Annotated in this window: 18 protein-coding genes; 6 read left to right on the top strand and 12 right to left on the bottom strand. The window is 70.8% G+C overall.

From position 1 onward, the window contains the following. Positions 1-63: 63 nt before the first annotated feature. The 3 genes from OG718_RS30480 to bldG all read right to left on the bottom strand — a co-directional run bounded on the left by OG718_RS30480 (position 64) and on the right by bldG (position 3,782). Positions 64-2,469, bottom strand: coding sequence for a sodium-translocating pyrophosphatase (locus OG718_RS30480; protein WP_306939260.1), 2,406 nt, complete (start codon positions 2,467-2,469; stop codon positions 64-66). A gap of 377 nt (positions 2,470-2,846) precedes the next feature. Next, positions 2,847-3,290, bottom strand: coding sequence for an ATP-binding protein (locus OG718_RS30475; RefSeq protein ID WP_143640318.1), 444 nt, complete (start codon positions 3,288-3,290; stop codon positions 2,847-2,849). Between the two features lie 150 nt (positions 3,291-3,440). Continuing rightward, the gene (bldG, locus tag OG718_RS30470; protein ID WP_003975386.1) at positions 3,441-3,782 is read right to left on the bottom strand and encodes an anti-sigma factor antagonist BldG; all 342 of its coding nucleotides are present in this window, start codon (positions 3,780-3,782) and stop codon (positions 3,441-3,443) included. A gap of 80 nt (positions 3,783-3,862) precedes the next feature. Here bldG and OG718_RS30465 point away from each other — a divergent pair, with 80 nt between their 5' ends. Then, the gene (locus OG718_RS30465; RefSeq protein ID WP_328845699.1) at positions 3,863-6,331 is read left to right on the top strand and encodes a DEAD/DEAH box helicase; all 2,469 of its coding nucleotides are present in this window, start codon (positions 3,863-3,865) and stop codon (positions 6,329-6,331) included. A gap of 85 nt (positions 6,332-6,416) precedes the next feature. On the opposite strand, the gene OG718_RS30460 is transcribed toward OG718_RS30465, so the two are convergent. From OG718_RS30460 to ssd, 7 genes are all read right to left on the bottom strand, one after another. Beyond that, a complete protein-coding gene (locus tag OG718_RS30460; RefSeq protein WP_443055167.1) occupies positions 6,417-7,040 on the bottom strand; it encodes an Rv3654c family TadE-like protein in 624 nt (207 codons plus the stop codon). Then, positions 7,037-7,387 carry a TadE family type IV pilus minor pilin gene (locus OG718_RS30455; protein ID WP_143640313.1) on the bottom strand — a complete coding sequence of 117 codons (351 nt, stop codon included), beginning with the start codon at positions 7,385-7,387 and terminating at the stop codon, positions 7,037-7,039. Before OG718_RS30455 ends, OG718_RS30460 begins: the two co-directional genes overlap by 4 nt. 82 nt (positions 7,388-7,469) lie before the next feature. Beyond that, positions 7,470-7,706, bottom strand: coding sequence for a DUF4244 domain-containing protein (locus OG718_RS30450; RefSeq protein ID WP_306939258.1), 237 nt, complete (start codon positions 7,704-7,706; stop codon positions 7,470-7,472). A gap of 143 nt (positions 7,707-7,849) precedes the next feature. Further along, positions 7,850-8,680: a type II secretion system F family protein gene (locus OG718_RS30445; RefSeq protein WP_328845698.1), complete on the bottom strand. Its 831-nt coding sequence runs from the start codon at positions 8,678-8,680 to the stop codon at positions 7,850-7,852. Further along, on the bottom strand, positions 8,677-9,516 hold the full coding sequence (locus OG718_RS30440) for a type II secretion system F family protein (protein ID WP_306943557.1): 840 nt from the start codon (positions 9,514-9,516) through the stop codon (positions 8,677-8,679). The genes OG718_RS30445 and OG718_RS30440 overlap by 4 nt, the downstream gene beginning before the upstream one ends. A gap of 38 nt (positions 9,517-9,554) precedes the next feature. Then, positions 9,555-11,135, bottom strand: a complete 1,581-nt coding sequence (locus OG718_RS30435) for a TadA family conjugal transfer-associated ATPase (protein WP_443055166.1) — start codon at positions 11,133-11,135, stop codon at positions 9,555-9,557. After that, the gene (ssd, locus tag OG718_RS30430) at positions 11,132-12,235 is read right to left on the bottom strand and encodes a septum site-determining protein Ssd (protein WP_328845697.1); all 1,104 of its coding nucleotides are present in this window, start codon (positions 12,233-12,235) and stop codon (positions 11,132-11,134) included. Before ssd ends, OG718_RS30435 begins: the two co-directional genes overlap by 4 nt. A gap of 583 nt (positions 12,236-12,818) precedes the next feature. Between ssd and OG718_RS30425 the strand changes: the two genes are divergently transcribed. Further along, the gene (locus tag OG718_RS30425; protein WP_143640308.1) at positions 12,819-13,643 is read left to right on the top strand and encodes an HAD family hydrolase; all 825 of its coding nucleotides are present in this window, start codon (positions 12,819-12,821) and stop codon (positions 13,641-13,643) included. Between the two features lie 394 nt (positions 13,644-14,037). Here the strand turns inward: OG718_RS30425 and OG718_RS30420 are convergent, their stop codons facing one another. Continuing rightward, positions 14,038-14,889 carry an oxidoreductase gene (locus OG718_RS30420; RefSeq protein WP_306939253.1) on the bottom strand — a complete coding sequence of 284 codons (852 nt, stop codon included), beginning with the start codon at positions 14,887-14,889 and terminating at the stop codon, positions 14,038-14,040. A gap of 94 nt (positions 14,890-14,983) precedes the next feature. Here OG718_RS30420 and OG718_RS30415 point away from each other — a divergent pair, with 94 nt between their 5' ends. Next, entirely contained in the window at positions 14,984-15,976 is a 993-nt protein-coding gene (locus OG718_RS30415) for an ATP-binding protein (RefSeq protein WP_328845696.1), read from the top strand. Positions 15,977-16,297: 321 nt separating this feature from the next. On the opposite strand, the gene OG718_RS30410 is transcribed toward OG718_RS30415, so the two are convergent. Beyond that, a complete protein-coding gene (locus OG718_RS30410; RefSeq protein WP_328845695.1) occupies positions 16,298-17,611 on the bottom strand; it encodes a hypothetical protein in 1,314 nt (437 codons plus the stop codon). A 325-nt stretch (positions 17,612-17,936) separates the two neighbouring features. Here OG718_RS30410 and OG718_RS30405 point away from each other — a divergent pair, with 325 nt between their 5' ends. The 3 genes from OG718_RS30405 to nhaA all read left to right on the top strand — a co-directional run bounded on the left by OG718_RS30405 (position 17,937) and on the right by nhaA (position 24,162). Continuing rightward, positions 17,937-20,303: a bifunctional SulP family inorganic anion transporter/carbonic anhydrase gene (locus OG718_RS30405; protein WP_143640300.1), complete on the top strand. Its 2,367-nt coding sequence runs from the start codon at positions 17,937-17,939 to the stop codon at positions 20,301-20,303. A 222-nt stretch (positions 20,304-20,525) separates the two neighbouring features. Further along, complete coding sequence (gene acs, locus OG718_RS30400) at positions 20,526-22,523, top strand: acetate--CoA ligase (RefSeq protein WP_143640298.1); 1,998 nt, start codon at positions 20,526-20,528, stop codon at positions 22,521-22,523. Positions 22,524-22,743: 220 nt separating this feature from the next. Beyond that, positions 22,744-24,162, top strand: a complete 1,419-nt coding sequence (gene nhaA, locus OG718_RS30395; RefSeq protein ID WP_328845694.1) for a Na+/H+ antiporter NhaA — start codon at positions 22,744-22,746, stop codon at positions 24,160-24,162. The last annotated feature ends 33 nt before the right edge of the window (positions 24,163-24,195 follow it).

Raw genomic sequence — 24,195 nt, 5'->3', positions numbered from 1 at the left:
CGCCGTCCGCCCGCCCGTTGAGCGGAACCCGACCGGGCGTTGACCCGGCCGGTTGTCCCATGGCTACGAAACCACCGCCGGATCCACCGACTTGGCCACCCGCTCGGAGTTGCCTTCGTCACTCACGGCGATGCCTCGCCGCTTGGACACGTACACCGCGCCCACGATGACGGCGAGCGAGAGCACCGCGATGAGAACCCGCATGCCCACGCTCTTGTCCTCGCCGTAGCTGAATTTGACGACCGCGGGCGCGATGAGCAGCGCCACCAGGTTCATCACCTTCAGGAGAGGGTTGATCGCCGGCCCCGCGGTGTCCTTGAAGGGGTCGCCGATCGTGTCGCCGATCACCGTCGCGGCATGGGCCTCGCTGCCCTTGCCGCCGTGGTGGCCGTCCTCGACGAGTTTCTTCGCGTTGTCCCACGCGCCACCGGAGTTGGCGAGGAACACCGCCATCAGCGTGCCGGTGCCGATGGCGCCCGCGAGGAACGAGCCGAGCGCGCCGACCCCGAGAGTGAAGCCGATCGCGATCGGCGTCAGTACGGCGAGCAGTCCCGGTGTGGTCAGCTCGCGCAGCGCGTCCTTGGTGCAGATGTCGACGACGCGCCCGTACTCGGGCTTCTCGGTGTAGTCCATGATCCCGGGGTGCTCGCGGAACTGCCGCCGCACCTCGTAGACCACGGCCCCGGCGGACCGCGAGACCGCGTTGATCGCCAGCCCCGAGAAGAGGAAGACGACCGCGGCGCCCGCGATGAGACCCACCAGGTTGTTGGGCTGCGAGATGTCCATCATCAGGTTCATGGGCGCGCCCGGCCCTGAGACCTTCTCGCCCACTTCGTTCGCGGCCGTGAGGATCGCGTCGCGGTACGAGCCGAAGAGCGCCGCCGCCGCCAGTACCGCGGTGGCGATGGCGATGCCCTTGGTGATGGCCTTGGTGGTGTTGCCGACGGCGTCCAGGTCGGTGAGCACCTGCGCGCCCGCGCCCTCGACGTCGCCGGACATCTCGGCGATGCCCTGCGCGTTGTCGGAGACCGGACCGAAGGTGTCCATGGCGACGATGACGCCGACCGTGGTGAGCAGACCGGTACCGGCCAGGGCCACCGCGAAGAGCGCCAGCATGATGGACGTACCGCCGAGCAGGAAGGCCCCGTACACGCCGAGGCCGATCAACAGGGCGGTGTAGACGGCCGATTCGAGACCGAGCGAGATACCGGCGAGGACGACGGTGGCCGGGCCGGTCAGCGAGGTCTTGCCGATGTCCCGTACGGGACGCCGGGTGGTCTCCGTGAAGTAGCCGGTCAGCTGCTGGATCAGCGCGGCCAGGACGATGCCGATGGCGACCGCGATGAGCGCGAGGATCCGCGGGTCACCGGCGTGGCCGAGGATGGCCTCGTCCGTGACGCCGTCCAAATCGGCGTACGAGGACGGCAGATAGGCGTAGACCGCCGCTGCCACGAGCGCCAGCGAGATCACCGCTGAGATGAAGAACCCGCGGTTGATGGCGCTCATCCCGCTGCGGTCCGATCGGCGCGGAGCCACGGCGAAGATGCCGATCATGGCGGTGAGTACGCCGATCGCGGGAACGATCAGCGGGAAGGCGAGCCCGGCGTCGCCGAAGGCCGCCTTGCCGAGGATCAGCGCGGCGACGAGCGTGACGGCGTACGACTCGAAGAGGTCGGCGGCCATGCCGGCGCAGTCGCCGACGTTGTCGCCCACGTTGTCCGCGATGGTCGCGGCATTGCGCGGGTCGTCCTCCGGAATGCCCTGCTCGACCTTGCCGACCAGGTCGGCGCCGACGTCGGCGGCCTTGGTGAAGATGCCACCGCCGACACGCATGAACATGGCGATCAGCGCGGCACCGAGGCCGAAGCCCTCCAGGACCTTGGGCGCGTCGGCCGCGTAGACGAGAACCACACAGGACGCACCAAGGAGTCCGAGCCCCACGGTGAACATGCCGACGACGCCGCCTGTGCGGAAAGCGATCTTCATGGCTTTGTGCGAGACGGCGGTGAGATCCTTTTCGGGCTCACCCTCTGCCGGAGTCGCTTCCCGTGCCGCGGCGGCCACGCGGACATTGCTGCGTACGGCGAGCCACATGCCGATATAGCCGGTGGTTGCCGAGAACGCCGCGCCGATCAAGAAGAAGACCGATCGTCCGGCGCGCTGATTCCAGTCGTCCGCGGGCAGCAGCATGAGCAGGAAGAACACCACGACGGCGAAAACGCCGAGCGTGCGCATCTGCCGGCCCAGGTAGGCATTCGCGCCCTCCTGGATCGCCACTGCGATCTTCTTCATGCTCTCGGTGCCCTCGCCCGCCGCGAGTACCTGGCGTACCAGGACCCCGGCGACGACAAGCGCCGCAAGGGCGACGGCCGCGATGACCATCACGATGAGACGGTTGTCGTCTGTCAGTACTGCGGCTGCGAGGGTAGTGGGCTGGTCAAACTGATGAGGGGTAGAAAGCCCCGCCATTCGTCCTCCTTGACGCTTGGACCGAGCTCAAGATGTGGACGGATTGTAGGTACCGGAACCTGATCAAAACAGTGCGCGGTAAGTGGAATCAGCCTTCACATGCTCTTCAGCAAATGATCCACGGACCATCACGGAACCCGAAAGTGGTAATGCCTCAAAAGCATTGACGCGTGATCCATTGGCGCCCGGCCTGGCGTAAAGCCGATCGTATTGTTGATCGTAATCCAGATAGTGAATTCATTCACGAAAACGGGGAGCTTGATCCGGAGATGGCCGTGCATGAGGTCCGGTCAGGGCGTCGAGCCGGTCCGGGCATGCGAAAGGGCCCTGCTGAGCAGGGCCCTTTCGCACATGTTGAGGCAGTACCAGGGGGTGGATCAGGGAACGAGCGCAGCCGGCGGCGTGGTGGGCCAGCTCATCCTGATCAGGCCGCCGTTCTCACCGGCGGTCACTTCGACGTCGTCGACGAGGCCGCTGATGACCGCGAGGCCCATCTCGTCCTCTTCGGTCTCGACGTCCACGCCGTTGGCTCCACCATGGGCGCCCGGCGTCTTGTCGCCGGGAACCGTGTGCGGGGCCTCGTCGCCGACCTCGATGGAGAACTGCTTCTCCTCCTCGATCAGCGACACCCGCACCGGCGCCGAGATTCCGCCACTCTGGTGCAGGCCGACGGCCCGGGTGCAGGCCTCGCCGACGGCGAGCCTGACCTCATCGAGAACGGCCTCGTCCACTCCGGCCCTGCGCGCCACCGCTGCCGCCACCAGTCGGGCGGTCCTGACGTGCTCGGGCAGCGCGCTGAAGCGGAGTTCAACGGTGGCCATGCATCCCCCTCGGAACTACGGGCGTGCGGTCGGGGGGCCGGGTCGCCGAGACCCGGCCCCCCTCCATTGACTTCTGCCTCCCGGGCACGGCCCGGGATCCGGCTGTCGGCCGCTGACCGGCCAGTCAGGGACGGGCCGGTCCACGGCCGGTCAGTCGGTGGCCGCCACCGCTTCCTCGACCGAGGTGTGGATCGGGAACACCTTGGTGAGGCCGGTGATGCGGAAGATCTTCAGAATGCGCTCCTGATTGCAGACGAGCCGGAGCGAACCCTCATGGGCACGCACCCGCTTCAGGCCGCCGACCAGAACGCCGAGCCCGGTGGAGTCGAGGAAGTCCACGCCCTCCATGTCTACGACGAGGTGAAAACTGCCGTCGTTCACCAGCTCGACCAACTGCTCGCGCAGCTTGGGCGCGGTATATACATCGATTTCGCCACCGACCTCGACGACCGTACGATCGCCGACGGTACGGGTCGACAGGGACAGGTCCACGGATCCTCCAGCACCTTGCTATCGAGCGGTCATCCCAAGGGACACCTCGGCAGAGCCCCCGGGACGGTTCGCCAGCCGCGATGGCATTCAATCACTTACCGGCAGGCGTGCACGACGCCTTGGGTCCATTGTCCGTCACGCCAGTGACACACTCGATGCCGATGGCCAAGAATCACCGATCCGATCGAACCTCGACGGACACCGCATCCCGCCCCTCGCCGGGCGAGATCCTGGACCGGCTCGCCTCGGGGCCGAGCCGGGCTTCGCGCATCACTCATACGGAGCACTTGCCCCCACGTGAGGGTCGTCATGCCGTGTGGCCCGACCGGATCCGCGCGGAGGTCATCGCCGCGGTGCAGTCCGCGGGAATCGAACACCCCTGGGCCCACCAGGCACTCGCCGCCGAGCACGCCCTCGACGGCGACTCGGTGATCGTCTCCACGGGCACCGCCTCCGGGAAGTCCCTGGCGTATCTCGTCCCCGTCCTGTCGACGCTCCTCGACGGCTCCGAGGCTCCGAACGGCCGTGGCACGACCGCTCTGTACCTCGCCCCGACAAAAGCGCTGGCAGCGGACCAGCGCAGGTCCGTGAAGGAACTTTCACAACCTCTGGGCAATGCTGTACGTTCCGCGGTCTACGACGGGGACACGCCCGTCGAGGAGCGCGAATGGGTACGCCAGTACGCCAACTACGTCCTCACCAACCCCGATATGCTGCACCGCGGGATACTTCCGTCACATCCCCGCTGGTCCTCCTTCCTGCGCGCCCTGCGCTACGTCGTCATCGACGAATGTCACACCTACCGGGGCGTCTTCGGGTCCCATGTCGCCCAAGTGCTGCGCCGGCTGCGCCGCCTGTGCGCCCGCTACGGCTCCTCTCCCGTCTTCCTGATGGCCTCGGCCACCGCCGCCGAACCCTCGGTCGCCGCCTCCCGCCTCACCGGCCTGAAGGTGCTGGAGGTCGCCGACGACGCCTCACCCCGCGGTGAACTGGTGTTCGCCCTCTGGGAACCGCCCCTCACCGAACTCCACGGCGAGAAGGGCGCTCCCGTCCGCCGTACCGCCACCGCCGAGACCGCCGACCTCCTCACCGACCTGACCGTGCAGGGTGTCCGCTCGGTCGCCTTCGTACGGTCCCGCCGCGGCGCGGAGCTGATCTCGGTGATCGCCCAGGAACGTCTCGCCGAGGTCGACCGCTCGCTTGCCCGCCGCGTGGCGGCCTACCGGGGCGGCTACCTCCCCGAGGAACGCCGCGCCCTGGAACAGGCCCTCCACTCCGGCGAACTGCTCGGCCTCGCCGCCACCACCGCCCTCGAACTCGGCATCGACGTCTCCGGCCTGGACGCCGTCGTCATCGCCGGCTACCCGGGCACCCGGGCCTCCCTGTGGCAGCAGGCGGGCCGCGCCGGCCGTTCCGGGCAGGGTGCGCTGGCGATCCTGGTCGCCCGCGACGACCCGCTGGACACGTTCCTCGTCCACCACCCCGAGGCCCTGTTCGACCAGCCGGTGGAGTCCACCGTCCTCGATCCCGACAACCCGTACGTCCTCGCCCCGCACTTGTGCGCCGCGGCCGCCGAACTACCGTTGACCGACGACGACTTGCCCCTCTTCGGCCCCGCCACCGCCGAGCTGCTCCCACAGTTGGAGGCCGCGAAGCTGCTGCGCCGCCGCACGAAGGCATGGCACTGGACACGCCGGGAACGGGCCGCCGATCTGGCCGACATCCGCGGCGGGGGCGGCAGTCCGGTACAGATCGTGGAGGCCGGTTCCGGGCGCCTGCTGGGCACGGTCGACGCGGCGGCCGCGCACGCCACCGTCCACGAGGGCGCCGTCCACCTTCACCAAGGTCGTACGTACCTGGTGAAGGAGCTGCACCTGGACGACTCCGTCGCCCTGGTCGAGGAGGCCAACCCTCCGTATTCGACGGTCGCCCGCGACACCACCGCCATCTCCGTCCTGGAGACGGATGTCGAAGTCCCCTGGGGCGACGGCCGGTTGTGCTACGGCTCCGTCGAAGTCACCAACCAGGTCGTCTCCTTCCTGCGTCGTCGTGTCATCACCGGCGAGGTGCTCGGTGAGACCAAACTCGACCTCCCGCCCCGCACCCTCCGCACCCGTGCCGTGTGGTGGACGGTCACCGAGGACCAACTCGACGCCGCCCGTGTGAACCCCGAGATCCTCGGCGGCGCCCTGCACGCCGCCGAACACGCGTCGATCGGCATGCTGCCGCTCTTCGCCACCTGCGACCGCTGGGACATCGGCGGCGTCTCCGTCCCGCTGCACCCGGACACCCTGCTGCCCACCGTCTTCGTGTACGACGGCCACCCGGGCGGCGCGGGTTTCGCGGAACGCGCCTTCCACACGGCCCGCGAGTGGCTCACCGCCACCCACCAGGCCATCGTCTCCTGCGAGTGCGACGCCGGCTGCCCGTCCTGCATCCAGTCCCCCAAGTGCGGCAACGGCAACGAGCCGTTGCACAAACGGGGAGCCGTGCGGTTGCTGACGGTGCTGCTGAAGGGGGCACCGGAGAAGCCGGGCGGAGAGGGCTGAGGCCCCGCCCGCCGGACTAGGGCGGAGGGCTGAGTACTGAGGACGGAGGGCTCATGGCTCATGGCTCATGGCTCATGGCTCAGGATTACGGTCTTACCTCCTCGACAGCTCGGCCGGGCGCTCCGGCCGACGCGGCAGGTACGCGGGGACGGGCCGACCCCACGGATCCCGCCGACCCTGCCGATCCCCCAGACCCTGCCGACCCCGGCGATCCGGGAGGACCGGCCGGAACCACAGGCCCTACGGGCCCTACCGGCCCCGACGGGCCCGCCCTGGCCCGCACCTCCGCCGTCAAAGGTCCCCGTCCCGCCGCGACCGTGACGTCCGAGACCTCGCCCTGGACGGCGCACCGCACGACCCGGGTGCCCTGGGCCTGTGCCACCCGGTCCGCCTGGGCGCAGGCTACCGTCCCGCCTTCCATCCAGCGGTCGGCCGCCGCGAGAGCCGCCAAGTCGGCCGCTCCGCCCGCGCGGTGACGGACCACCACCGCCTGGCCCATGGCAAGGACGGCACCGAACACGACGCACAGCACGGCGATCGCACCCACGGTCCAGACGGTCGCCGACCCTCGGTCCGACGCGAAGGCCTTCGCGGGGGCCCTCGCGAAGGCCCCTGCACGCCACCGCGACAGCCCACGCGGTCTCGTACTCACCCTCGTGCTCACTCTCGTAGCGGCCCTCGTACGCGACCCGAGGCCCGTCCTCCTCATCCGCCCACCCCCACCGTCTCCTCGGCGAGGGCCACGGCCTCGTGCGTCAGGTCGAGGGCCAGCGCGTCGGGCCCCGGCGCCTTCGCCTCGACCCGTACGTGCACCAGGTCGCCCTCTCTGCGGACGGTGACCCGCGCACCGCTCGGCGCCGTGTCACGGGCCGCAGCCATCACCGTGCCCGGCGGGTCCTGCCGGGCCGCCGCGCGGGCCCCCGCCCGGGCAGCGTCCACACACTGGATCAGCGCGGCCGCCGCCATCAGCGCCCAGACCAGCGCCATCGTGAACGCGACCAGCACGGGCAGCACCACGGCCGCCTCCGCCGTCACGAAACCCCGGTCCCTGGACACCTCCAGAGGCGCGTCCGGACTTCGAACCCGCCCCGGACCGGACGCCCCAGCCTCCGCATCCGCGACCGCCTCGGCGCCGGCCTCAGAACTGCCCATTGAGCGCCCGCCCCACGATGTCCTGCAGAGCGCCCCGCACCTGCCCACTGGTCAGCACCTCATAGAGCACCACGGCGAAGCCCACCGCCGTGATCAACCCCATCGCGTACTCGGAGGTGACCATTCCGGTATCCCTCCGCACCTTCCGGTCCCGGCCCGCCAGGACCCACGCCCGCACCGGCCCCAGCACTCGTACTCGTACTCGCCGCATTGCCTTGCTCATCCGAACCCCCGTACAACTCTGTTCCGTTGACCTCTGAACTCGGGCCTTGGCCCTTCGAACACTTCGGCCCATCGACACTTCGGCCCTTCGACACTTGGCCGTTGGCCGACCCTGACCACTCCTCGCTCACCCCGTTCCGTACGTCACCCACCACCTCCGCCCAGCACCCCGCCCGCGAGGCCGATCACCACGGGCAGCACGCCGATGGCGATGAAGGCCGGCAGGAAGCACAGCCCCACCGGTGCGGTGACCAGGACTCCCGCCCGCCGAGCACGGGCCGTGGCGGTGCGCCCCCACTCCGCGCGGGCGTCCGCGGCGAGGCGGGCGACGGGACCGGCCGCCGGTACGCCGGATTCGCCCGCCCGCTCCAGCAACCGGGCCAGCGCCCGAGCCCCTGGCAAGGCGGCCAACCCCCGCCACGCCTCGGCCGGTTCACCCCCGAGCCGTACCTCGGCCGCACCACGCGCCAGCCGCTGCCCCACGGGCCCGTCAAGCGCCTCCCCCACCGCCTGGGCAGCCACCGCGGGACTGGCACCCGCCGCGATACAGGCGGCCAGCAGATCGGCGGCGAGGGGCAGTTGCCGCGTGGCCAGCCCCACGTCGAACTCCTCCACCGGTGCCGGTCTCCGCTGCCACCGCCACATCCCGAAGCCGGCCACAAGCCCGACCACGACGCCGGTCGCACCTCCGACGACGGCCCAACAGACGCTCAGGGCAGCTAAGACCGGAAGCCACCGCCTCAACTCACCGCGAATCTCCAGGCGCCACCCACCGGAAGCCGACTCCATCACCGACCCCGTGCCCACGGCCTGACCCGCGCCCATGGTCGGACCCGCGCCCACAGCCACCACGGCCTTCAACCGCCTTCGTGTCCTACGCTCCCGCCGCGCCGCACCCAGAGCCCGGGTGAGCGCCCACACCGCCACCACGACGCACAGCGCGACCCCCAGCCTGTGGACAACTTCCGTGCTCATCCCGCCTCCGCTCCCCGTACGATCCGCAGCACCCACCACAGCCCGACGCCCTCCAGGACCCCGCCGACGAGCAGACAGCCCAGCCCCGCGCCGGTGTGCAGCACGACATGCAGCGGATCGGCGCCGAGCGCGGTGCCGAGGAGCAGTCCGAGCACCGGCAGTCCCGCCAGCAGCACCGCCGTCGACCGTGCCCCGGCCAACTGGGCCCGCAGGTCGGCCCGTTGATCCCGCTCCGCACGCAACGCGCCCTCCAGCCGGTCGAGCCCGGCCGCGAGTCCGGCGCCCCGGTCCACGGCGACGCGCCAGCACGCGGCGAGACCCAGCAGTCCTTCGGCTCCCGGTCGTCGTGCCGCGTCGGTGAGCGCGCCGGGCACGTCCCCGCCGAACCGGGCCGCCGCCAGCACCACCGCCTGCGCTCGGCCCAGCCCGCCCGAGTCACGGGATGCGCCGAGCAGGGCCTCGCCCGGCTGGCGCCCGGCGCGCACCTCCCCCGCGAGCGCCCCGCACAGCGCGATCACCGCGTCGGCCCGTCGCTCCCGCGCCCGCCGTTCCGCCCCGGCACGCCTGGCCCGGCGGACCAGCGGCACCCCGAGTGCCCCCGCGACGAGCGGCACCACGGACGCCCCGAGCAGGCCGACCACCGCCCCGGCGACGAGGACCCACCATTCGCCCCGCATCCGGTGCCATCGCCGCAGTCGCTCTCCGGCCCGTGCGGCCCGTTCCCCCGCCGGCGGCCCGACCCCCACCGCCCCGCCGCCCGCACACACCAACCGCGCCCGCCGCACCCCCGGCCCCTGCCCGCCCATCAGCCAGGCCGCCGCCCCGGCACACGCCATCGCCGCACTCACGGACACCGACACCTCACCGACCCCCGTCACAACCCCTCACCCCTCTCGCCGACTCCACCGAATTCACCGATGCCGGACCGACGTCCCCAAGTCCCGGAGCGCCCGCAGCGCTCGGAGCCCCGGGCGTCCCCTGAGTCCCAGACGTCCCCGATGCCGCCGAGCAGCCCCCGCAGCCGCTCCCACCCCCGCTCGTACGTGAAGGCCTCCGCGCCCCACCGCAGCGCCGGCACCGTCACCACCAGACCCGCCGGATCCCGCTCCAGCACATGCACCTCGGCGATACGCCGCCGCCCGGCCCGGTCGCGTACGAGATGGAGCACCACCGAGAGCGCGGCCGCCACCTGGCTGTGCAGAGCGGCCCGGTCGAGCCCCGCGGCCGTGCCCAGCGCCTCCAGCCGGGCCGGCACTCCCGAGGCCGCGTTGGCGTGGACGGTCCCGCAGCCGCCTTCGTGGCCTGTGTTCAAAGCTGCCAGCAGGGCGACCACTTCGGGTCCTCGGACCTCGCCGACGACCAACCGGTCCGGCCGCATCCGCAGGGCCTGGCGCACCAGGTCCTGGAGCGTGACGAGTCCGGCGCCCTCCTGGTTGGCGGGTCTGGATTCCAGCCGTACGACGTGGGGATGGTCGGGGCGCAGCTCCGCCGAGTCCTCGGCGAGCACGATCCGCTCGCCCGGCCCGACGAGGCCGAGCAGCGCGCTCAGAAGCGTCGTCTTGCCGCTGCCCGTGCCGCCGCTGATCAGGAAGGACAGCCTCGCGTCGAGCAAGGCCCGCAGGAGCAGGTCCCCTCCCGGCGGTACCGTGCCCGCCGCCACCAGCTCGGGGAGCGTGAAGGCCCGTGGCCGTACGACCCGCAGCGACAGGCATGTCGAGCCGACGGCGACCGGTGGCAGTACCGCGTGCAGACGGGTGCCGTCCGGGAGCCGGGCGTCCACCCAGGGGTGCGCGTCGTCGAGGCGCCGTCCGGCCACGGCCGCCAGGCGCTGCGCGAGGCGTCGTACGGCCGCCGTATCCGGAAAGGAGACGGCCGTCAGCTCCAGGCCGCCGCCCCGGTCCACCCACACCCGGTCGGGCGCCGAGACCAGCACGTCGGTGACCGAGGGATCACCGAGCAGCGGCTCCAACGGCCCACTGCCGACCAGCTCCGACCTCAACCGCTCGGCCGCTCCGAGGACTTCGGCGTCCCCGAGCACCCGCCCCTGTTCCCGCAGGGCCTGCGCCACGCGTGCGGGAGTCGGCTCTGCCCCGCTCTCGGCAAGCCACTGCCGGACCCCGTCCAACAGCCCCGTGTCCGAAGGCGGATTCCCACCCGCACGCCGCCCCACCGAGCTCGCATCCGCGGGCCCACTCAGATCCGTACGACGACCCGCGAGCCCACTCAGGTCCGTACGACGACCCGCGGGGCCGCTCAGGCCCGTACGACGACCCGCCGACCCCGCAGCCGCAGCCGGACCGCCGCTCGCACTCCGACCCACGGGCCCCGCGTCCGAGGGCGGACCCGCACTCGTACGCCGACCCGCCTGCCCCACATCCGGAGCCGCACCCGAACGCCCGCCCGAGAACCCCGCCTGCCCCGGCGCGGCACCACGCACGCGCGTGCCCCCGCTCATACGGCACCTCCCGCGACAGCGGTCCGCTCCCAGAACGCCGAGCAGAAGCGGGCCAGTGGCCCGTGGCCGTCCGCGCCGGGCGGAGCTCCTCGCTCCTGGGCGCCCAACAACCCCGTCTCCACCGGCACTTCGCCGGCCAGGGGCAGCCCGAGCAGTCGGGCGACCTCCGTGTCGTCCAGACCGGGCGCGTAGGGTCCGCGCACCACGACGCGCAGGTCCTTCAGGACCATGCCGACCGCGGACGCCACCCGCCCGGCCGCCGCGACGGCACGCAGCTCGGCGGGGACCACGAGCAGGCCCAGGTCCACCTGCGCGAGGGCTTCGGCGACGCCTTCGTCGATCCGGCGCGGCAGGTCCACGACCACCGCCCCACCCCGCCGCCGGGCCGCGGCCAGCACGGCCCGGACGGCCTCGGGTGCGATGGTGACGCAGTCGCCACGGTCCCAGCTGAGGACCCGGAGGGCGTGCAGCGAGGGCAGCGACTCCTCCAGGGCGCCGCCGCCGACCCGGCCGTGCGACGCGGCGAAGTCCGGCCAGCGCAGCCCCTCGACGGCCTCTCCGCCGAGGAGTACATCGAGTCCGCCGCCCAGCGGATCCGCGTCGACAAGGAGCGTGCGCCTCCCCTGGCGCGCCGAGATGACCGCGAGCGCGCAGGCGAGCGTGGAGGAACCGGCGCCGCCGCGACCGCCGATCACGCCGACGGTGAGGGCGGGCGGGCCGACTCCCTCGGCCACGTCGGCGATCCGGTCGACCAACCATTGTTCGCCATCCGGCAGCATCAGAACATGGTCGGCGCCGATCTCCACAGCCCTCCGCCAGACCCCGGAATCGTCCTGATCCCGCCCCACCAACACCACTCCGCGTCTGCGCGCGGCCCCACGCACCCGCCGCGCGGCATCGTCGCCGACGAGCACCAGTGGCGCCGTCTCCCAGCCGCCGCCGCGCTCCGGCACCCCGTGGTGGACTTCGGGCCGGGCGCCGGCCGCGGCGCACAGCCGCAGCAGGTCGTCCAGCAGATCCGCGTCCTCCGTGACGATCAACGGTCCGCCCTGCCGCCCCTCGGCGGCCGACAGCCGGTCGTGTGTGATGGCTCCCGCCACGATTTCCAGCCCCCTTCGCTGCTTCCTCGCGGAGCCCCTGCGGCCCCGCGATTCCCGCTCGCGCGAAGAACCGGCAACCGGCCCTCCATATGAACCGCCGATACGAACCAGCCATAGCCGCCGGACAATCGGAACCGGCCATGTACTTCCGCGAGCGGTGCGCGTTGGAATCACGGTGCAGCGATCCAGGAAATCGTGTGGATCTTGGTCGATAACTGTGGACAACTCAACGGTTGTGAATATCGCCTTCACCCAAACCGGTGACCGATGAGTGACTGTTGTACGACTTCCTTAGAGCAGCGCGACGACTACCCACAGTGACGAATCCTGTGCAGACACAAAGGAACGCCGCAGCCCGCACAACAGGGCCCGGCGTTCGAAAAAGTGGGGCAGAAAACCCACCCGGACATGCGACGACCCCCGCCGGGGGGGAGAGCGGGGGTCGTCCCCACGGTCTGACTCGGGGGGGGAGGAGCCGGACCGGGTTAGCACGGTCGCGAACGATCCGTGACTTCCATGGTGTACCCGAGAGCCCTCTCAGGCAAACCCACGCGCCCCACACTAGCCCGAATGGCGGGCGCATATGCTCGACCCCGTGGAAAACCACTCCTTGCCCCGCACAGCGGCCTTCTTTGACCTGGACAAGACGGTCATTGCGAAGTCGAGCACGCTCACCTTCAGCAAGTCGTTCTACCAAGGCGGCCTGATCAACCGCCGGGCCGTGCTGCGCACCGCATACGCCCAGTTCGTCTTCCTCGCGGGCGGCGCCGACCACGACCAGATGGAGCGGATGCGCGAGTACCTCTCATCGCTCTGCCGCGGCTGGAACGTCCAACAAGTGAAGGAGATCGTCGCCGAGACCCTTCACGACCTGATCGATCCGATCATCTACGACGAGGCCGCCTCCCTCATCGAGGAGCACCACATCGCCGGGCGGGACGTCGTGATCGTCTCCACGTCGGGGGCCGAGGTGGTCGAACCCATCGGCGAACTGCTCGGCGCGGACCGGGTGGTGGCGACCCGCATGATCGTGGGCGACGACGGCTGCTTCACGGGCGAGGTGGAGTACTACGCGTACGGCCCGACGAAGGCCGAGGCCGTCAAGGAGCTGGCCGCGTCCGAGGGGTACGACCTCTCGCGCTGCTACGCCTACAGCGACTCGGCGACCGACATCCCGATGCTTCAGGCGGTCGGCCATCCGCACGCGGTGAACCCCGATCGCGCACTGCGCCGCGAGGCCACCGCGCGCGGGTGGCCCATCCTCGACTTCCACCACCCGGTCCGGCTGAAGCAGCGGCTCTCCGTGCCGCCCCGGCCGGCCCTCGTCGCCGCCGCGGCGATAGGAGCGGCGGCGGCCACGGCGGGTCTGGTCTGGTACGCGAGCCGTCGGCGTGCGGCAGTCGTGTGATCCACGGGCCACGACCGTGCCCGATTCGCTCCCTATGGACCTAAAAGTAAAGAAGTACAGCGAGGGGTTCCGCTTCCTCCGGACCAGGAGTACAAAGGGGTTAACGGCCCGCGAGACCAAGGACATCCGAGAGGATTACCTTCAAACGCAACCGAGGCCCCACGGACCGCGCATGAACACCGGGCACCCACGCGACGTCGACCCGTCGATTACGGGCCAGCCGCACCAGGCGACGGGCAACAGTTCCCGACCTGATGGGCAATATTCCGAGGACGCTTGGTAACCGGGTGAACATGCCAGCGGCGGTACGGACCCCGTACCGCCGCAACCCTGTTCAGGGGCATTTTCAAGGGCCAGTGCTTCAGGGGCCAGCGCGTTCAGGGGCCCACAGGCCCTACGCGGCCCCTCGCTGAAGTGCCTCGCAGACCGCCGTCGACTCCCTGGCGCCGAGTTCGATCGCCCTGCCGCAGTGGGCGATCCAGGTGGCCATACCCTCCGGAGTGCCGGACACATAGCCTTCGAGGGCCGAGGCATAGGCCGCGCGGCCCAGTTCTCCGTGACCGACCTCCGCCGGGCAGACGGACTTGGGGTCGAGGCCGCTGCCGACGAGCACGATCCGTTCGGCCGCGCGCGCGACCAGGCCGTTGTGGGAGCCGAAGGGGCGCAGCGCGAGGAGTTCGCCGTGCACGATCGCGGCGGTCACCAGGGCGGGTGCGGAGCTCCCCGCGATGACCAGCCGCGCGAGGCCGTCGAGACGGCCCTCGACCTCGGCCGCGTCCGGCAGCGGAAGTTCGATGAGCGGCGGTCCCGCGGCGGCGGCCGCGGATGTCTCCGTCACGGACTCACCGTCCCGTCGTGGACGCCCGACCGCGTCCCCCTTGTCGGCGGCGGCCACCAGGTGCAGCCGCGCCAGTACCCGAAGGGGCGACTGCCGCCAGATGGACAGGAGTTGGCCCGCCTCGGCGGTCAGCCTCAGTGCGGAGCCCACCACCCGGGCCTCGTCGTCGCCACTGAAGTCGGCCCGCCTGCGCACCTCTTCGAGCGCCCAGTCGGCACCGGAAAGCGCCGCGGAACCGCGCGCGCCACGCAGCGCCGCCTCCGAGGTGATCGCGTTGCTGCGGCGCCGCATGATGCGGTGCCCGTAGACCCGGTCCACGGCCTTGCGCACGGACTCCACGGATTCGGCCACGCCGGGCAGCGACCCCAGCGCCGCGAGCGGGTCGGCGTTCCCACCTGTCGTACTCATGAGTACGACCCTACGCACACCAGGCCCGCGCCCCACTAATGAGTGGTCTTCTTCACGTGTGACAGCCCTCGGATGCCGTCCCGCCGGTACCTTAATGAACATGAAAATTGCTTTCGTTGGGAAGGGTGGCAGCGGCAAGACCACCTTGTCCTCGCTCTTCGTGCGCCACCTCGCCTCCACCGGCTCGCCCGTCGTCGCGGTGGACGCCGACATCAACCAGCACCTCGGGCCAGCGCTCGGCCTCGCCGACGAGGAGGCCGAGCGGCTGCCCGCCATGGGCGACCGGCTCGCGCTCATCAAGGACTACCTGCGTGGTTCCAACCCCCGCATCACGTCCACCGAGAAGATGATCAAGACGACCCCGCCCGGCGAGGGCTCCCGTCTGCTGCGGGTGTGCGAGGACAACCCGGTGTACGAGGCCTGCGCGCGGCCGGTGGAACTCGACGGCGGCGCCGTCCGTTTGATGGTCACCGGCCCGTTCACCGAGGCCGACCTGGGAGTGTCCTGCTACCACTCCAAGACCGGTGCAGTGGAGCTCTGCCTGAACCATCTCGTCGACGGCCAGAGCGAGTACGTCGTCGTCGACATGACGGCGGGCTCGGACTCCTTCGCGTCCGGCATGTTCACCCGCTTCGACATCACGTTCCTCGTCGCCGAGCCGACCCGGAAGGGAGTTTCCGTCTACCGCCAGTACAAGGAGTACGCGCGCGACTTCGGCGTCACCCTGAAGGTCGTCGGCAACAAGGTGCAGGGGCAGGACGACATCGACTTCCTGAGGGCCGAGGTCGGCGACGACCTGCTGCTGACGGTCGGTCACTCGGACTGGGTGCGCGCCATGGAGAAGGGCCGCCCGCCCAGGTTCGAACAGTTGGAGGACGGCAACCGCCGTGCGCTGCAAGCCCTCCAGTCCGCCGCCGACGCCACGTACGAGCAGCGCGACTGGGAGCGCTACACGCGCCAGATGGTCCACTTCCACCTGAGGAACGCCCAGTCCTGGGGCAACGAACGAACGGGCGCCGACCTGGCCGCCCAGGTGGACCCCGAGTTCGTCCTGCGCGAGCAGGCGCCGCTGCCCCAGCACGCCTGAGGCCCGCACGCCGACGACGGACGGAGTCCGGCACAGCGCCCCGAAGCCCGCGAAGCGGCGCGAGGGGCGCAGAACCAGGATCTGCCCTGGCCGCCCAGGTGGACCCCGAGTTCGTCCTGCGCGAGGCCGAGGCCGCCAGGGCCTGAGCCTCACGCCGTACGGCCGGGCGACGGTCCGCCGCGCCCACCCGACCAACCGACCAACCGTCGACCGGCCACCCGTCTGTCCGCCCAGCCGGACGGTCCCCGCGCCGGCCCGGTGCGCCCGCCGCACCCGGCCGGCGCGTGCCGACCACGCGCGCCGGCCCGCCCGCCCAGAGGGCTACCGCTTGACCGCCGGTGCCCCCGGGACGCCCTTCGGGGCCGGGGCGGGCTGCTCGGAGAGGGGAGTCGAGGGTGGCTGCTCGGAGAGGAACGACGTCCAGCCGCCCTTCGGGTCCTCGCCCACCTTGAGCGTGCGGAGTCGGTCCAGGGTCTTCGGGTCCTGGACGTCGAGCCAGTCGGCGAGTTGGCGGAAGGAGACGCAGCGCACCTCGGGCTTGGTGCAGACACCCTCGATGGTCTCCTGGACGGCGCGCATGTACGTGCCGCCGTTCCAGGACTCGAAGTGGTTGCCGATGATCAGGGGCGCGCGATTGCCCTGGTAGGCGCGGGAGAAGCCCTTGAGCAGGCCGTCCCGCATCTGGTCGCCCCAGTACCTGTGCTTGGCCGGGTTGCCCCGGGTGGTGGCGCCCGACTGGTTGACCAAGAAGTTGTAGTCCATGGTCAACGTCTCGAAGGCGCGCCCCGGGACGGGGACGAGCTGCATCGACAGGTCCCACAGGCCCTTCTCCTTCTTGGGCCACACCTGGTTGTTGACGCCACTGGTGTCGTAGCGGAAGCCCAGTTCCCGGGCGGCGCGCATGAAGTTCTTCCGCCCCTCGAGGCAGGGCGTGCGGGCGCCGATGAGTTCCTTGTCGTAGTCGAAGGGCAGCGGGGAGCCCTTCGTCGTACCCGTGGTGCTCTTCCAGGACTTGACGAACAACTTGGCCTGGGCGATCTCGTCCTTCCACTCCTCGACCGTCCACTGGCCCACGCCGCCCCCGCCGCCGCAGAAGTGGCCGTTGAAGTGCGTGCCGATCTCGTTGCCCTCGAGCCAGGCGCCGCGCAGCTGTCTCACGGTGTCCTTGATGCCCTGCTCGTCATTGAAGCCGATGTCGGAGCGGCCCGGTGAGTGCTGCGGCGGCCGGTACAGCTCACGCTTGGCCTCCGGAAGCATGTACACACCGCTCAGGAAGTACGTCATCGTCGCGTTGTTGGCCTTGGCCACCTTGCGGAAGTGCGAGAACAGCCGCTGGCTGTCCTCGCCGGCCCCGTCCCAGGAGAAGACCACGAACTGGGGCGGTTTCTGACCGGGCTTCAGCCGCTCGGGCCGCGGCAGGTGCGGCTGCGCGCCGGTGAAGGCGGTGGAGCCGTCCCCGATCAGCCGGACCGCGTTCTTGGGTGCCGGGGCGCCGGCGGCCTTCGTCGGGCCGCGTACGCCGTCACCGTGCGCGCCCTCCTCGGCGCCGGTGTCACCGATACCGCAGCCGGCGAGCGCGGCGGCACAGGCCGCGGCGGCCGTGACGCCCGCGGCGATCCTCTGAGTGGCGGCCATGTTCCGCCCACCTTCTTCCTTCGGTCGGGCCAACGCGGAAGGGATTCCGTGCGGTGAAATCCCGGAGAACCCCGGGAAAACGGACAGAAACCGACAGCTCCCCCAAGATCGCAGGGGTCCAGGAAGGAATTAGTACGACAAGCCGATCAAAATGATTAATCACCCCTCAAGGTGAACTGTTGACCCATTTGCGCTACTTTTTCGCACACGTCCTTTACTCTCCATTACGATTCATTTACCGAGCGTTGAGAAATCCCGCCGCTGTACGCCGTGACCCACGGCCGCGCCCCAAGCGACCGCGTAGCCCCGGAGGAAGACGGGAACCATGCCTGCCTGCGTCCCCACCCGCACCGACGACTCATCGCACATGCCGGACGAGGGGCGGCCGCACAGCCCGCCCGAGCGCCGCCGAACCCCCCGGCTCCCCCGTGTCCCTCGGATCGCCGGCGCCGATCTGTCCGCGTCGATCGCCGTCTTCCTGATCGCCCTTCCCCTGTCCCTGGGCATCGCCCTCGCCACCGGGGCTCCGCTGCAGGCGGGGCTCGTCGCCGCCGCCGCGGGCGGACTGGTGGCAGGCCGCCTCGGCGGCGCCCCGCTCCAGGTGAGCGGCCCCGCCGCCGGGCTCACGGTGGTCACCGCCGACCTCATCCAGAAGTTCGGCTGGCGCACGACCTGCGCCATCACCGTCCTCGCCGGTCTTGCCCAACTCGCCCTGGGCTTCCTGCGAGTGGCCCGCTCGGCGCTCGCCGTCAGCCCCGCGATCGTGCACGGCATGCTGGCCGGCATCGGCATCACCATCGCCGTCGCCCAGCTGCACATCGTGCTCGGCGGCTCCCCGCGCAGCTCGGTCGTCGCCAACGTGCGGGAGCTGCCCGGACAGTTGGCCCATCCTCAGGTGGCGGCGCTGTCGATGAGCGCCCTGACGCTGATCCTCCTGCTGGCCTGGACCCGGATCCCCGGACGCGTGGGACGAGCCCTTCGCAGGGTGCCTGCCGCACTCGTCGCCGTCACCGCGGCCACCACGACAGCGGTACTCGCCGGGCTCACCCTGCCCAAGGTCGACCTGCCGTCCTGGCGGAGCCACGCGCTGGCCGGGCTGCCCGAGGGCCCGGCACTCGGGATCACCGCCGCCGTGCTCACCGTCACGCTGGTCTGCAGTGTCCAGTCGCTTCTCGGCGCCGTCGCCGTGGACAAGCTCACGGCCGGTCGGCCGACCCAGCAGAAGCGCTCCGACCTCGACCGCGAGCTGCTCGGACAGGGCGCCGCCAACATCGTCTCCGGATCGCTCGGCGGGCTCCCCGTCGCGGGCGTGGCCGTGCGCAGCTCGGCGAACGTGCAGGCGGGCGCGGTCAGCCGGAACTCCACGATGCTGCACGGCGTCTGGGTGGTGGTCGCCGCCCTGTTGATGGTCCCGGTCCTGGAGTTCATCCCCCTCGCGGCGCTCGCCGCCCTGGTGATGGCCGTCGGTATCCAGATGGTGTCCCTGCACCACATCCGCACGGTCACCCGCCACCGGGAAGTGCTGGTGTACGCGGTCACGACCCTCGGCGTCGTCGTCCTCGGCGTGCTGGAGGGTGTCCTGCTGGGGGTCGCCGTGGCCGTCGGAGTCGCCATGCACCGGCTCACCCGCACCCGGATCACCCACGACGAGGACTCGGCGGGCGTCCACCACGTGCGCGTACGCGGGCAGTTGACGTTCCTCGCCGTGCCACGTCTCAGCCGGACACTGCATCTCGTGCCCCAGGGGGCCGATGCCGTGGTCGAGCTGGACGGCTCCTTCATGGACCACGCGGCGTACGAATCGCTGCACGACTGGCAGAGCACGCATCTCGCGCAGGGCGGTTCCGTCGAGCTGACCGGACGCACCGGAACCCGGCTGGCCGCGCCCCACGTCAAGGGGGGCACCGGAGAGACCTCGCACTGCCACTGCCGGCCCTGGACGCCCTGGCGCAACCACCACTGCGAGCGCCCCGAGAGCGCCCCGCAGGGCGGGCGCCCGAGCGGGCATCAACTGGCCAGCGGCATCAGCTCGTTCCAGCGCAACACCGCACCCCTGGTGCGCGGCGAGCTGGCCCGGCTCGCGCGGGAGGGGCAGCGGCCCTCTCAGCTCTTCCTGACCTGCGCCGACTCCCGGCTGGTCACATCGATGATCACTTCAAGCGGCCCGGGCGACCTCTTCGTCGTACGGAACGTCGGCAATCTCGTGCCGCCCCCCGGCGAGGAGAGCGCCGACGACTCGGTCGCGGCCGCCATCGAGTACGCGGTGGAGGTGCTGCAGGTGCGGTCCATCACCGTGTGCGGGCACTCCGGCTGCGGGGCGATGCAGGCGCTGATGAACACCGAACCGGGTGGCGCGCAGACGCCGTTGAAGCGGTGGCTGCGGCACGGGCTGCCGAGTCTGGAGCGGATGGCCGCCAAGGACCGGCCCTGGACGCGCATCGCCGGACGGACACCGGCCGACGCCGTCGAGCAGCTCTGTCTGACCAACGTGGTGCAGCAGTTGGAGCATCTGCGGGCGCACGACTCCGTGGCGCGGGCGCTGCAGGAGGGCGCACTCGAACTGCACGGGATGTACTTCCACGTGGGCGAGGCCCAGGCGTACCTCCTCAAGGAGCGCGCTCACCACGAGGAGCCGGACGCCGAGGTATTCGACCGGGTCGCGGCGACGGCGCTGCACGACACACCTGCCTGAACCACCCGTTCCAGAAACCCCGCGAGCCCTCTCCCATCAGCCCGTCCGGCCCCCTCCCGGAGGCCCGCCCCGTCCGCGAGCCTGAACCGCGCCCCTTCCCCGTCCGTGAGAACGTGTGGCCCCCCGTGTCCGCGGGAGGCCGCACGCACACATGATCCTGCCCACAGGTCTAAACCAATTCCCGGACGGCCCTTGTCACCAGGGGTCCCCGTCTGATGAGCTGTGGCCTGGGACACAACGGACACCCTGGGAAAGGGAGATGTCGTGAGCAACGAAAGCCTGGCCAACCTGCTGAAGGAAGAGCGCAGGTTCGCGCCGCCCGCCGACCTGGCCGCGAACGCCAACGTCACCGCGGAGGCGTATGAGCAGGCCAAGGCTGACAGGCTCGGCTTCTGGGCCGCGCAGGCCCGCCGGCTGACCTGGGCCACCGAGCCGACCGAGACCCTGGACTGGTCGAACCCACCGTTCGCCAAGTGGTTCAAGGACGGCAGGCTCAACGTCGCGTACAACTGCGTGGACCGCCACGTCGAGGCAGGGAACGGCGACCGGGTCGCCATCCACTTCGAGGGCGAGCCGGGTGACGGCCGCGCCATCACCTACGCCGAGCTGAAGGACGAGGTCTCCCGGGCGGCGAACGCCCTGACGGAGCTCGGGGTCGAGAAGGGCGACCGGGTCGCCATCTACCTGCCGATGATCCCCGAGGCCGTCGTCTCGATGCTGGCCTGCGCCCGCATCGGCGCCGCGCACTCCGTGGTCTTCGGCGGCTTCTCGGCCGACGCCATCGCCACCCGCATCCAGGACGCCGACGCCAAGCTGGTGATCACCTCGGACGGCGGCTACCGCCGCGGCAAGCCCTCCGCGCTCAAGCCGGCCGTCGACGAGGCGGTCTCCCGGGTCGACGGCGTGGACAAGGTGCTCGTGGTGCGCCGTACGGGCCAGGACGTCGCCTGGACCGAGGGCCGTGACGTGTGGTGGCACGAGATCACGGCCAAGCAGTCCGCCGAGCACACCCCCGAGGCGTTCGACGCCGAGCACCCGCTGTTCATCCTCTACACCTCGGGGACGACGGGTAAGCCGAAGGGCATCCTGCACACCTCCGGCGGCTACCTCACCCAGGCCGCGTATACCCACCACGCCGTCTTCGACCTCAAGCCGGAGACCGACGTCTACTGGTGCACGGCCGACATCGGCTGGGTCACCGGCCACTCGTACATCACGTACGGGCCGCTGGCGAACGGCGCGACGCAGGTGATGTACGAGGGCACACCGGACACCCCGCACCAGGGGCGCTTCTGGGAGATCGTGCAGAAGTACGGCGTGACGATCCTCTACACGGCGCCGACGGCCATTCGTACGTTCATGAAGTGGGGCGACGACATCCCCGCGAAGTTCGATCTCAGCAGCCTGCGGGTGCTGGGCTCGGTGGGTGAGCCGATCAACCCCGAGGCGTGGATCTGGTACCGCAAGCACATCGGCGGCGACCGCACCCCGATCGTGGACACCTGGTGGCAGACCGAGACCGGCGCGATGATGATCTCGCCGCTGCCGGGTGTCACCGAGACCAAGCCCGGGTCGGCGCAGCGGGCGCTGCCCGGGATCGCCGCGACCGTCGTCGACGACGAGGCGCGGGAAGTGCCCGACGGCGGCGGCGGGTACCTCGTGCTCACCGAGCCGTGGCCGTCGATGCTGCGCACCATCTGGGGCGACGACCAGCGGTTCCTTGACACGTACTGGTCGCGCTTCGAGGGCAAGTACTTCGCGGGCGACGGCGCCAAGAAGGACGACGACGGCGACATCTGGCTGCTCGGCCGGGTGGACGACGTGATGCTCGTGTCCGGGCACAACATCTCGACCACCGAGGTCGAGTCGGCGCTTGTCTCGCACCCGTCGGTCGCCGAGGCGGCGGTCGTGGGCGCGGCCGACGAGACGACCGGCCAGGCGATCGTGGCCTTCGTGATCCTGCGCGGTACGGCGTCGGAGACCGAGAGTCTCGTGGGCGACCTGCGCGACCACGTCTCGAAGGCCCTCGGCCCGATCGCCAAGCCGAAGCGGATCCTGCCGGTGGCCGAGCTGCCCAAGACCCGTTCGGGCAAGATCATGCGCCGGCTGCTGCGTGACGTCGCGGAGAACCGTCAGCTCGGTGACGTCACCACGCTCACCGACTCCACGGTGATGGACCTCATCCAGTCGAAGCTCCCGGCGGCATCCAGCGAGGACTGACGCAGAGCACTAGAGGGGCACCCGGCGCAGGACGCGCCGGGTGCCCCTCTCGCATCTAGCCTGAAGATCACCGGACAGGTCCGGCCGCATCTTGGGTAGGCTGAGGAGCGCGTAAACAACGCGACAAGGGAACGTCGGAGATCCCAGAGATCTCAAAAGGTGCGCCGGGAAGTCTGGTCGGCAAGTGCTCAGTCATGCCTACCGACCGGAGGTCGATCCCGTGTCCGCGCCCTCTCCCTCTCCCGCTCCCGGCAGAAACCGCAAGGTCCTCGGACGGCTCTCGCTGCCCGAGCGGACCTTCGTCACGGACGCGCTGCGCACCGAGACGGTCGGCGGAGTCCTCCTGCTCGCCGCCGCGATCGCCGCGCTGATCTGGGCGAACACCCCGATCCGGGAGAGCTACGAGTCGGTCAGGGACTTCCACGTCGGACCCGCCTCGCTCGGCCTGGACCTCTCCATCGAGCACTGGGCCGCCGACGGCCTCCTCGCGGTCTTCTTCTTCGTCGCCGGCATCGAGCTCAAGCGCGAGATGGTCGCCGGTGACCTCAGGGACCCGCGGGCGGCCGCCCTCCCGGTCGTCGCCGCGCTGTGCGGCATGGCCGTGCCCGCGCTCGTCTACACACTGGTCAACGTCACCGGCGGCGGCTCGCTCGACGGCTGGGCCGTACCGACCGCGACCGACATCGCCTTCGCGCTCGCCGTCCTCGCCGTCATCGGTACGTCGCTGCCGAGCGCCCTGCGCGCCTTCCTGCTCACGCTCGCCGTCGTCGACGACCTCTTCGCGATCCTGATCATCGCGGTGTTCTTCACCGAGAACCTGAACTTCGCGGCGCTCGGCGGCGCCGCCGCCGGCCTCGCCGTCTTCTGGCTGCTGCTGCGCAGGGGCGTACACGGCTGGTACGTGTACGTGCCGCTCGCCCTGGTGATCTGGGGGCTGATGTACAACAGCGGCGTCCACGCCACGATCGCCGGGGTCGCGATGGGGCTGATGCTGCGCTGCACCACCCGCAAGGACGAAGGCGAGCGGCGTTCTCCCGGCGAGCGCGTCGAGCATCTCGTACGCCCCCTGTCGGCGGGCCTCGCCGTGCCGCTGTTCGCGCTGTTCAGCGCCGGGGTCGCGGTGTCGGGCGGCGCGCTCGGCGAGGTGTTCACCCAGCCGGAGACCCTCGGTGTCGTGCTCGGTCTGGTCGTCGGCAAGGCGGTCGGCATCTTCGGCGGCACCTGGCTGACGGCCCGCTTCACCAGGGCCTCGCTCTCCGACGACCTGGCCTGGCCCGACGTCTTCGCGGTGTCCTCGCTCGCCGGCATCGGCTTCACCGTCTCGCTGCTCATCGGGGAACTCGCCTTCGCGGGCGACAAGGCGCTCACCGACGAGGTCAAGGCCGCCGTCCTGATGGGCTCCCTGATCGCGGCCGCACTGTCGGCCGTCCTGCTGAAGGTACGCAACGCCAAGTACCGCAGGCTGTGGGAGGACGAGGAGCGCGACGACGACCTCGACGGCATCCCCGACATCTACGAACAGGACAATCCCGCCTACCACCTGCGGATGGCCGAGATCCACGAGCGCAAGGCCGCCGAGCACCGAAGGCTTGCCGAAGTGACGGGCGGGGCAAGCGAGGAGAACGACGGTCCGGCATGATCTGACACGCACGGTCCGTTACGCACGTTCCGA

It is taken from the genome of Streptomyces sp. NBC_00258 (assembly GCF_036182465.1).
Lineage (GTDB): Bacteria > Actinomycetota > Actinomycetes > Streptomycetales > Streptomycetaceae > Streptomyces.
Note: the sequence above shows the minus strand (reverse complement) of the source record. Positions and strands in the feature narration are given on the sequence as shown.